We start from the raw sequence: 10,498 nt of genomic DNA on the forward strand, positions 1-10,498 counted from the left end.
ACACCCCCTTCAGGTCCGCAGGTCCGCGAGCCAGCGCAAGGCGCGCAGGCCGGGCATGAAGCCGTACTCGCCGCCTCGGGTGACCACGAACCGCGGCAGACCCTTCAGACACCGGGGAATGGGCCGCCTCGGGTAGGCGAACTCCCCCGTCCCATCGTTGGCGCCGGTCACGGGATCCTTCGCGTCCCCCAACCCCAGGAACTCACCGCCGTTGATCCATTCCGACTGCACGAACTCGAACTGCCGTCCCAGGTGTGAGCCGATGAAGGCGAACATCAACCCCCGGTCGGCGCCGTCATCCTCGAGGACGCCTTCGGGAAGCTCGGTCCCGTAGGCGGTGCCGCGCCGGATCATCCGGTGGAGCCTGACGACGCCCGCGACGGACGCGTCCCGGGGGTTCGTGCGCCGGGCGTGCGATCCGGGAGGCGTCTTGTAGCCGGTCGGGTCGTCCGCATAGTGAAAGTCATTGTTGCGCCGGGGGTCGGCGCCCAGGGCCGGGTCGTCATGGTGCGGGCACAGCGCCAGCGGCGCGCCGCTGCGCCACCGCCCCATCATCTTCGCCGCCACCAGCTCCTCGTCCTCGGGCTTGCGCGCGTTGTCCTTCAGGTACTGCCGGAACCCGGCCACCCGCTGATGGAGCTTGCGGAAGACGATGTATGTCCCATTGCGGCCCAGGACGTCGGGCTGGGGCATGGGCGGCGGAGTGCCTGTCTCATCGGGGTAGCCCAGGACGAACTCGCCTGCCTTGAGCGGCTCCTCGTGGGGATTGCTGCCGGGGATGCCGCTCCCCTCCACGGCCGGATGGCTGATGCCATCCCTGAACCCGAACGGCTCCCGCTCCGTGCTGAGCGCGTGGCAGGCCTGACGCCAGAGGATCTGGACGCCGCCCAGCGCACGCAAGGCCTCGTCCGCGCGCGCCAGCGCGGCGTCGAGCCGGGCCTGGTCCGGTGAGAGCGCCGTCAGGATGACGTGGACGTCCCGGGTCCCCAGTGGCCATTCCCAGTGCTCGGGGCTGCTCTCCCCTTCGTCCCCCAGCGCCCTCGCCCGGGCCGCCATCCCCTGCCGGAACTCCCACGCGAAGCTGTCCAGGGAGTCGCGTGGCACGCCCAGCGCCTCGAGCCCGGCATACGTGAGCGAGACGCTGACCCAGCATTCGGCGGCAGGACTCTGCGGATGCGCGGACGAGGACACCACCGAGCAGAGCCGCCCCATCAGCTCCCGCCCTGCGCTCCGGTCGTCGATGCGCAGGAGGATGTACGTCGCGACGTAGGGCGTGGGCCGGGGCCGGAGCACTCCACTCTGGATGTCGTCCAGTTCGAGCATGTCAGCGGTCGGTGGCCAGGTTCTTCCAGAAGCGCTTGAGGCTCTCATCCGCCCCGAACAGGGTGCTGAAGATGGTCGAGTCCGCCACCAGCACATCGCCGGCCCGCCCATCGCCAGGTGGCATCCACACCAGGGCGTTGAACTCGGTGTTGCCCGCGTTCGTGAAGGGATGGGGCCGGGTCCGGTCAATGGGCTGCGTCGCCAGGACGCGAACCGAACGGACATCCTCCAAGGTGACCGCGTAGTGCGGCAGGTGCATGTGGAAGTTGAAGTTCTTCACCCCGTGGAGCCAGCCGCGGGTGTCCAGGTCCTCGCGCACCGTCAGCGGGGCGCTCCGGTTCGTGCCCTCGACGACGGCGGGGCGCAGGCCCCAGCGGTTCTCGACGGGGATTCCCAGCCCCTGCATCAACGAGCGCGCATAGCCGCCAAAGCGCTGCTGGCGTGGCACCAGCGCGTCGCCATGGTGGGCGTATTCGAGGGCGCGCTCCTCCAGGTCCTCCGAGTGCCCGACATCATGATGGGGGCCAATCACAAGACACGTGCCTTCGCGGGCGAGGAACGCGCGGACCGCTTCAATCTCCTCCGGCGTGGCCACCTGCCCGGTGACGTTGTGGTCCAGGCCGAAGACGAGCAGCGTGTCCGTGTCGTCGAGCACCCGTTCGTCGAGCGGCAAGGTGAAGCCAGCCTGATCCACCCGCTGGAACATGGGGACGGCGTAGCCGGTGGTCTCCTCGACGACCTTCTGGAAGCGCACCCAGGCCCAGAAGAAGAGTTCCAGTGAGCCGGAGATTCCCTGCTGGAACCGCCCCGGGTCCGCCCACTGCGGGGACTCGTAGGCGGGCCAGGACACCCGGCGGACCTCCGTCATGGTGGAGAACCGGTTGTCCATTCCGGCCGGATCCCGGTTGGCTTCTCCCGGGTAGCTCCAGGAGGTGTACACGCTGACGCGCCGGTGCCCCTTCGCCTGCTTTCGCGGCGAGTGGTTCTGGTTGTACGTCCGTGCGGGCGTCCTGCTCATTGCATCTGCTCGAGCATCTCGGTGAACGCGGCCTTGAGCTTCAGGGCCTTCTTGATCTCATCGCTCGTGAAGTACGGGTACTCGCCGTACTCGAGGAAGCTGTTGCACTGATGGTCCCGGAGGAACTGGATGAACGCCTGCGTGTTCGTCTTCCAGTCCATGGAGAAGCCCTCGAGGTTCTCGAAGGCCGTGTTGATGCCGGAGCGCGTGAAGATGACGACCGCGTCCTCGGTGTATTTGTCGAAGTCGGTATCGAAGATGCCCTGATACATGAACCGGGTGTCGTTATCGAAGAGCACCCAGCGCAGGTAATGGAGCTTGAGCGGAGCCAGGAGGTGCGGCTCGGCCTTCAGGGAGTCAGCCAATCGCACACCGTAACCGCGCAGAGTATCGGCGTGCCCGGGTTTGACGTTGGCGACGATGGTGAAGCCGTAGCACGCGGGAGTCTTCGGGAAGATGGGGCCGTACTTCCCCTTCTCCAGGTGCTCGGTCGACTTGGGAATGGCCACGGCCTGGGGGTTGAGTTCCATCGCGAAGCTCCTGACGCTCGGAGTTCAAGCTCGCGACGAAGCGTGGCGCATGCAAGGGCTGCTTGCCCCTACTTCGACGTGACCTGTTCGCGCAGGAGGAAGAGCTCCGCCAGGAGGTTGTCCACCGGGGCGAAGTCATCCGTGAGCAGCAGCGCCGGGCCAGCGGCCAGGTAGGCGTCGACCTCCGTGCGAGGCACCCTGCCCGTGCGCGGCTGCTCGATGCCCGCGCCGCGCAGCACCTCCGGCAGCCGCTCCAGGTCCAGGGGCTTCATCGAACCCGCGACGATGTAGACGTTCTGGCCCTTCGATCCGGCGCGGGCGTCATGGAGCAGTTCCACGTGCGGGAAGACGTCCTGCACCGTCCGGAAGGCCGAGCGCAGGAACGAGCCCCGGGGGATTTCGTCGATGACGGTCAGCAGGTAGATGCCGTCCGGCTTGAGCAGCGAGCGCACCAGCACGTCGTACTCGCGCGTCATCAGGTGGTAGGGCACCGACAGGTCGTTCACCGCGTCCTGGATGACGAGGTCATACGCGCCGCGCTCCGCCTGCTCCTGGAGGAACTGCCGCCCGTCCATGCTGTACGAGAGGATGTGCGTGTCCGGCTTCACGCCGAAGCGCTCCAGCGCCATGCGCGTGACGGCCGGATCAATCTCCACCACCTCCATCCGGGCCTGCGGGACGTAGTTCTCCACCCAGCGCGGCATCACGTAGCCGCCGCCCCCAATCAACAACATCCGGGGATGCCCGGTGCGCGCCGCCACCATCCGCACCAGCTCCGAGTGGATGTATTCGTGCGGATAGCCCAGGTACGACGGGTCCTTCAGGTCCACCAGCGTGTGCGTCAGGTGATCCAGCTGCAGGGCCAGCAGCCGCCGGCCCTCGTGCTCCACCTTGTGGACCTGGATGCAGAAGTAGTCCGTCTCCACCGTGCAGGGCGACGCGAACAGCCCCAGTGAGCCGAGGACGCCCGCCAGCCCGAGCGTGCCCGCGGTGGCGCCGAAGAAGCGGGGCCGCCGCCACACCTGTCCCACGTACGCCGCCAGCGCCACCAGCCCCAGGCTGGCGCCCACGACCAGGGGATAGACGCCCACCTTCGCGATGAGCCACCAGCCGGTGAGGAACGAACCCAGGAGCGCGCCCGCGGTGCTCCACGCGGACAGCCGGCCCACGGTGCGCCCCGCCTGCCCCACGTCCGCCAGCGCCAGCCGGAGCACCTGCGGCGACAGGGTCCCCAGGGCCGTCACCGGCAACAGGAACACGATGGCCGTGAGCGCGACGATGCGGGCCTGGAGCCCCATGCCCTCGAACGCGTCTCGCGCCTCCAGCCACCGGTGGATGGGCGGGATCAGCAGGCAGCTCGCGGCCGCCACCAGCAGGGAGGCGGCGAGCACGTCCGGGCGCGGCCACCGGTCCGCGAGATAGCCACCCACGAGGTTGCCCAGGGCCATGCCCGCCAGCACCACGCCGATGATGGCCGTCCAGCTGAGCAGCGCGACCCCCACGGTGGGCGCGAGGATGCGGCTGGCCGCCAACTCGATGGCGAGCGTGCAGAAGCTGGCGCACGCCACCAGGAAGCACGCCAGCACGGGCCGGGTGCGCAGGTCCGCGCCCGTGGAGCCCCACGCGAGGTCCGGTGGCGCCAGTTCCTCCTCGCGCGCGGCAGGCGGAGTGGACGGCGCGGAGACGGAAGCCCTGGGCAGCGCGACCAGCGCGCAGAGCAGCAGCGCGCCGGAGACGGTGAGCACGATGGTGGGCACGGACAACCACGCCATCAGCACGAAGCCGGTGAGGAAGTTGCCGGCGAGGCTGCCCAGCGTGCCCAGCGCGTACAGCAGGCCCACGATGCGCCCCGCGTGCCGCAGCTCCGGCAACAGCAACCGCAGGGCGAGCGGCGTCAGCATGGCCAGCACGAAGCTGACGGGGAAGAACCCCAGGAAGCTGAGCAGGAAGGTGCGCGGCAGCACCGGGATGGGCCGCAGCCAGGTCCCCTCCCCCAACAGCGCCACCCACCCCAGCGGCAGCAGCGCGAGCACGGCCCCCAGCGCGGTGAGCGCCGCGAGCCACCGGAACGACACGCCCCGCTCCGACAACCGGCCTCCGGCGTAGCTGCCCAGGCTGATGCCCGCGAGCACCACGCCGATGATGCTCGTCCAGGTGTGAAGCGAGGCCCCGACGAAGGGCGCCAGGAGCCTGGCGGCCGTCAGCTCCAACACCAGGGTGGCGCAGCTGGTCACCCCCACGAGGAAGGCGGCGCGAAGCAGGTCCAGGCGGGACACGGAGGGGGTGCTCATGCGTGGCCGCGACAGTACCACCCTGCTGGCGAAGCCTCCCGGGGGGTACCAGCCGGGGCGGCGGTCGGACCGGTGAGCCTTGGTGCCCGGAGGTCACGCACGCAACGTCCTGGAGAACCGGAGGGGTGCATGACAGACACAGGCAGCAGCGGAAGATCGAGGAAGAGGTGGTGCGGGCCCCTGCTCGCCCTGGTCCTGGGAGCGACACCGCTGCTCGGAGGCGCGCAGCAGCAGGAGCAGGCTCGCGCCGAGCGCTCTGACTCCGAAGCCAAGATGGATCCCCAGGCCCAGCGCATCCTGCGCCAGATGAGCGACTTCCTGGCCGCGCAGCGGGAGTTCTCCGTCCGCACCGAGGGGACGCTCGATCAGGTGCTCGACTCGGGGCAGAAGGTCCAGCTGCAGCGCGCGGGCAGCGTGAAGCTGCAGCGGCCCAACCGGCTGCGCGTGGACCGCGCCGGAGACCTGGCCCGGCTGCACCTCTTCTACGACGGCCAGCGGCTCACCCTCCATGGTGAGGACTCCAACGCCTATGCGACGACGCCCGCGCCCTCGAACGTGGATGCCATGCTGGACATGGCGTCGCTGAAGCTCGGGCTGGACGCGCCCGCGGAGGACCTGCTCGTCAGCAACCCCTACGCCGCCCTCACCGAGGACGTGAAGTCCGGGAGCTACATCGGCAAATCCAAGGTGGACGGCGTGCCCGTGCACCACCTGGCGTTCCGCAACCGCGACGGCGTGGACTGGGAGTTGTGGGTCGAGGACGGCCCGCGGCCGCTGCCGCGCAAGTACGTCATCACCACGCGGGACATGCCGGGAGCGCCGCAGTACTCGGTGACGCTGTCCGAGTGGAACCTGTCGCCGCGGTTCACCCCGGAGCAGTTCCAGTTCACGCCCCCACGCGATGCGGTGCGCGTGTCGTTCCTCGCGCCGGACTCGCAGGGCGGTGAGCAGCAAGGAGGCTCGAAATGACGACGCATTCGCGCAGGCCCCGCCAGCGGGCGGCGGCGATATTGCTGGGGCTCTTCTTCATGGGAGAGCTGCTTCCGGAGGTGGCCCTGGCCCAGAACTACGGCACGTCGCGCCGGGTGGCGCGGCGCACCTCGCGACGCACGGCCACCCGTCATGACGCGTATTACGGCGGTGCGAGCACGACCGTGGTGGCGGAGCCGGCGGGTGCGCAAACCATCACGGCGCTGCCCGCGGGCTGCGTGGCGTCCACGGTGAGCGGCATCGCCTACCAGCAGTGCGGCGGCGTCCGCTACCGGCCCTACTACCAGGGGGACTCACTCGTCTACGTCGCCGAGTAGCCGGCCCGCGTGCGACTCCCTGAGGGAGGCAGGCCTCAGGGAGACAGGACCATGGGATTGGGACAGCGGGCCGCGGCGGGTGCGGCGCTCCTCGTGCTCCTGGGCGGAGCCGCGCCCCCGGCGCAGGACGGCATCGAGCTCAAGCGCTTCAAGGCGAGCGAGAAGAGCGACGCGATGTACGTCCTGCGCGCCACGGGCTGCCGCAAGGCGGGCGACACCTGCCAGCTCGAGCTGGGTGACGGGAAGCGCAAGGTGACGCTGCCCGACGGCATGGCGTATGGGATTGAACCTGGAGCCCTGGACAGCTGGACCTCCGGCGAGGAGGAGCGGAACGTCACGACCACCGTCCAGCCAGTCCGGCTGGAGGCGGACGCGTGGGGGCTCCTCGTCACCCAGGAGGGCGGATTCGAGCATGTCCACCGCCGTCACCGGCTCTACGTGATGAAGGACGGCGGCGTGACGGAGGCCTGGAACGGCGATGAAAACTTCGCCGGCCCGGAGCAGTCGCACGTCGGCCCGTACCCGCTGACGCCGGGCTCACCCGCCGAAGGCTTCTACCGGGAGTATTCGTTTCTCTCCGCCGAGCCCGACGCGTGGAAGCTCGACGCCTATCGCTGGGATGCCGCCGGCCGGAAGGTGGTGAAGGAGCTCCGGCAGCGGCCCGCGCGCTACGCGGCCATCATCGGGAGCTTCAAGACGGTCCAGGAGGCCATCGCGTACCGCGAAGGCGCGCAGCAGGAGCAGGTCTGCGCGGCAGGGTTCCTGGTCCTGGCGAGCACGCCGCACAAGCGGTTGACGCCGGGGTTGTTCATCGTGACGAGCATCCACCCGGAGAAGAAGTCCGCCGAGGCCGCGCTGAAGAAGGTGAGCGCGTGCAATCCGAAGGTCTCGGGTTACATCAAGGCGCTCTGAGCCCGCTCACAGGTGGGCGATGGGCACGGCGGCGCGTCCGCCCACCAGCACGGGGAGCTTCAAGCTCAGGACGAAAGCCGTTTCGAACCCACGCTTAGGCAGGCCGTTGTCCGGGGCGTACAGCGGGATGCCCATGCGCAGCCCCACCGAGCCGTAGACGAAGGAGAAATAGGGCGCGACATGGAGCCCCGTCGTGGCCGCGAACAACGGGCTCTCCGTTTCATGCATCACGCCCAGCTCCAACCCCAGCAGCAGGAAGTTGCCCTGGATGCCGGCGGCCAGCCGCGTATGCGAGTCCTCCATCCACTGAGCCTGACCGAACATGCCCAGGGCATGGATGTCGTTCGTGAAGTTGAGTGACGTCTCCAGGCCCAGCCCGATGCCTTGAGCCGAGCTGCTGTAGAGCGGGCCCACCATGAGCCAGGTCTCCTTTTCAGGCAGCGAAAAGTCGGCGCGGGCGACGGACGCGGTGAGGACGAACAGGAGGACCAGGGGGCGCATGGACATACCGCCCTCTGTAGCAACCGTCATGCCCGGAGTCGCGTCCTCCGGGAGCCCTTCCATTCCGTGTGCAGAGGGATGCACGGTGTGCACCCGCCGGCACGCGAGAACAGACGCGGATGTCAGCCCGCGTCGTTGTCGCGAAGCATGGCGAGGAGATCCGCGAACTGCTGGAGCGTCTTCACCTGGGGCGACCCCAGGTAGTACCTCCGCTCGTAGTCCTCGATGATCGAGGGCGTGAGTGGCGCATCATGCAGATCCCACGTCAGGTTGTAGAGGGCATGGAGCTTCTCGATGTCAAAGGGCTCCTTGCCAGACGTGGCCCGGGCCGCCGCCACCTGCTCCCGCTCTGTTTTCTCGCGCTGCTCGCGCGCGTCGCGGAGTTGCCTCAGGGTCTCTTCAGCGGACGTCGGCATGTGCGTACTCCTTCCTCTTTCGCGTCCGCCACACAATGGCGGACCGGCGGAGATCGTCATCCCCCGTCATGGGGCAACTGCATACCCAACGAGCCCTCTCACGGAAAGTGAAGCAGCACCCACTCAGGGGACGGCGCTCACGTCCACGTCGATGACGCGAGGCTCCTCGGTGCTCGTCGTGCCGGTGACCGGGGGCATCACGGCGGCCACATGGAGCGTCAGCGCCCATTCGCCGGTGCTGAGCTGGGTGGGGACGTACTTCCAGGAGAGGTGCACGGGCCCCGTGGTCTCTCCCTCGGCCCACAGCGCCTCGCGGGCCCGCTGTTCAATCTGCGCCGTCGTCAGCCGTGTCCGGAGCAGGTGGCCGGAGCGGGCCAGGGCAGGCCAGCTGATGAGCGCGCGCTGGAAGCTGCCATCCGGCCCGTGGGACACCACCGCGCGGTGGCCCTCCACGCGGATGCCATTGATGGCGCGCATCACGAAGGTCTTGTGGCGGTGGAGCTCGGGCTCCGCGACGACGCCGTTCTCCTCGCTCTGGATGAAGGACTTCACCTGCCGCACCGCGCCCAGCTCCGCCGTGGGGATGCCCCAGCGCTGCAGGCGTGCCAGGGCCTCCCGCTGAAGCAGCGCGGGCTCCTGCGGTGTCTCCGGGCCACTGCCCAGCTTGTTCAGCACCAGCACCTGACCCTCGGACGGGTCGCGCTCCAGCTTCCAGGACTGGGATTCCAGGTCCGCGCGGGAGCCCAGCGTGTCCGTCTGGGTGAAGGGCTCGGTGGTTCCCACCAGGCCGCGCTGCAACATGGCATCACCAAACGCGGTGCCAGGCAGCAGCGTGGTGGGGATGCCTCCGGTGGGAGGCGTGGCAATCGCCGTGGAGTCGAAGATGAAGCCGAGCGTCGCGCGGGAGGACTGGGTGGTGACGGCGGCGGGCTCCATGAGGGCGCCGCTGTCGCAGCCAGACACGGCGGCGAGCGGCAGGACGGTCAGGAATCGGAAGAGCAGATGGGTCTTCATGGCGGTTCGTTCTTTCTGTTCGAGTTCGAGGGAGACGGCGGTCACTCGGGCAGCTTCTGGCCGCTGCTGGGGTCGCAGCCGCCCACGAAGAAGTAGGTGGAGCCGACCTTGCTCCCGGTGGGCTTGCGGTCCCGCCAGCCACCGAACTCGAACATCGCCACGCGCTGCGCCTTGGTCTGACCGAAGACGATGGACACCGGGCAGTCGTCGTTGTTCTTGCCGAGGTCCCAGTCGTAGGCCTCGTCGATCCAGTTCTCGCCCACGCCATCGCCCCGCGAGTTCTTCACGTAGCGCTTCACGTAGCGCTTCACGAAGTTGCCGCACGACGAGTCGCCGTGAAAGGCATTCCACATGCTGAAGCCGCTGGAGGACGTCACGAGCTGCTTGTATCCGCCATCCTTCCAGACCTGGAGGTCTCCGGACTGGCAGGCCTTCACGACGGCGATGTCCAGCTTGCCGTTGCCCAGGTTCATGTGGAGGTCGGTGGTGGCCGCGCACGCATCCGCGTTGGACCCCATCACGAGCCAGCTGCGCTGGGACGCCTCGCTGTGGCCACCGTGCGTGTGCACGAAGAAGACATCCGCGTCGTCCACACCGGCATTGGCCTGGGTGTCCTTCGCGTCGGCCACGGGGCCCTTCGACAGGTCGGTCCAGAGGTCCGTGCGCGCGCTGGAGTTGTTGAGGGTGCGGACGTCCGACCAGAGCCCGGAGCTGACGAGTGAGTTGAAGTAGCCCGCGAACTCCGCCGCCGTCTGAGTATGGACGGAGTGCGAGTCGGCATTGCACTGGCCCGCACCGCCGAAGTTGGCGATGCCGTAGACATGGGTTTCGTTCGCCAGGGCCGCCGCGGGCAGGAGCAGCGCGAGCGCCGCGCCCGTCCAGTGTTGGGTCTGATTCCGGAGTCTCATGGTCCGTCCTTTCCCCATCTGGGGAGTGGGTCTGGGCCATCAACGAAATCCGGGCGGAATTTCCCTCACCCCCTTCGTGCGAATTTTACCAGCCGCAGTTGCTCCCGGGGATCATGTTCCGGCTGCCCTGGTCGGTGGGCGCCGAATCGCCCTAAGTAGGTCGCCAGAAGTTCTCTAACAAATCGCGAAGCCAGAAGCCCTCGGCGAGGCAGCCTGCCTTGCGGAGGGCGTCCTGAGGCGACAGGCCCAACACCCACTGAAGGGCGGCATCGACGTGC

At 68.6% G+C, this 10,498-nt stretch carries 11 protein-coding genes; 3 read left to right on the forward strand and 8 right to left on the reverse strand.

Annotated elements, in window-relative coordinates:
* Positions 1 to 9 precede the first annotated feature (9 nt).
* The 4 genes from D7X96_RS12680 to D7X96_RS12695 all read right to left on the reverse strand — a co-directional run bounded on the left by D7X96_RS12680 (position 10) and on the right by D7X96_RS12695 (position 5,162).
* Positions 10 to 1,323 carry a Dyp-type peroxidase gene (locus D7X96_RS12680; RefSeq protein ID WP_121769820.1) on the reverse strand — a complete coding sequence of 438 codons (1,314 nt, stop codon included), beginning with the start codon at positions 1,321 to 1,323 and terminating at the stop codon, positions 10 to 12.
* Position 1,324: 1 nt separating this feature from the next.
* On the reverse strand, positions 1,325 to 2,341 hold the full coding sequence (locus D7X96_RS12685) for a hypothetical protein (protein WP_244219560.1): 1,017 nt from the start codon (positions 2,339 to 2,341) through the stop codon (positions 1,325 to 1,327).
* Positions 2,338 to 2,871: a hypothetical protein gene (locus tag D7X96_RS12690; RefSeq protein WP_121769821.1), complete on the reverse strand. Its 534-nt coding sequence runs from the start codon at positions 2,869 to 2,871 to the stop codon at positions 2,338 to 2,340. Before D7X96_RS12690 ends, D7X96_RS12685 begins: the two co-directional genes overlap by 4 nt.
* Before the next feature lie 68 nt (positions 2,872 to 2,939).
* Positions 2,940 to 5,162 (reverse strand): fused MFS/spermidine synthase, encoded by a 2,223-nt coding sequence (locus D7X96_RS12695; protein WP_208647303.1) that lies wholly within the window; start codon positions 5,160 to 5,162, stop codon positions 2,940 to 2,942.
* A gap of 129 nt (positions 5,163 to 5,291) precedes the next feature.
* On the opposite strand from D7X96_RS12695, the gene D7X96_RS12700 reads away from it, so the two are divergent.
* From D7X96_RS12700 to D7X96_RS12710, 3 genes are read left to right on the forward strand one after another with little or no spacing between them, the layout of a single operon-like run.
* A complete protein-coding gene (locus D7X96_RS12700; protein WP_120548481.1) occupies positions 5,292 to 6,131 on the forward strand; it encodes a DUF2092 domain-containing protein in 840 nt (279 codons plus the stop codon).
* Positions 6,128 to 6,469, forward strand: a complete 342-nt coding sequence (locus D7X96_RS12705; RefSeq protein ID WP_121769822.1) for a hypothetical protein — start codon at positions 6,128 to 6,130, stop codon at positions 6,467 to 6,469. The genes D7X96_RS12700 and D7X96_RS12705 overlap by 4 nt, the downstream gene beginning before the upstream one ends.
* Positions 6,470 to 6,520: 51 nt before the next feature.
* Positions 6,521 to 7,381, forward strand: coding sequence for a hypothetical protein (locus D7X96_RS12710; RefSeq protein WP_147468291.1), 861 nt, complete (start codon positions 6,521 to 6,523; stop codon positions 7,379 to 7,381).
* A 6-nt stretch (positions 7,382 to 7,387) separates the two neighbouring features.
* On the opposite strand, the gene D7X96_RS12715 is transcribed toward D7X96_RS12710, so the two are convergent.
* From D7X96_RS12715 to D7X96_RS12730, 4 genes are all read right to left on the reverse strand, one after another.
* Positions 7,388 to 7,882, reverse strand: a complete 495-nt coding sequence (locus tag D7X96_RS12715) for a hypothetical protein (protein ID WP_147468292.1) — start codon at positions 7,880 to 7,882, stop codon at positions 7,388 to 7,390.
* 122 nt (positions 7,883 to 8,004) lie between these two features.
* Positions 8,005 to 8,298, reverse strand: coding sequence for a hypothetical protein (locus D7X96_RS12720; RefSeq protein WP_120548485.1), 294 nt, complete (start codon positions 8,296 to 8,298; stop codon positions 8,005 to 8,007).
* A 123-nt stretch (positions 8,299 to 8,421) separates the two neighbouring features.
* Positions 8,422 to 9,312 (reverse strand): hypothetical protein, encoded by an 891-nt coding sequence (locus D7X96_RS12725; RefSeq protein WP_120548486.1) that lies wholly within the window; start codon positions 9,310 to 9,312, stop codon positions 8,422 to 8,424.
* A 41-nt stretch (positions 9,313 to 9,353) separates the two neighbouring features.
* The gene (locus D7X96_RS12730; protein WP_120548487.1) at positions 9,354 to 10,220 is read right to left on the reverse strand and encodes a hypothetical protein; all 867 of its coding nucleotides are present in this window, start codon (positions 10,218 to 10,220) and stop codon (positions 9,354 to 9,356) included.
* Positions 10,221 to 10,498: the final 278 nt, after the last annotated feature.

The sequence above is a fragment of the Corallococcus interemptor genome (genome assembly GCF_003668875.1).
GTDB lineage: Bacteria > Myxococcota > Myxococcia > Myxococcales > Myxococcaceae > Corallococcus > Corallococcus interemptor.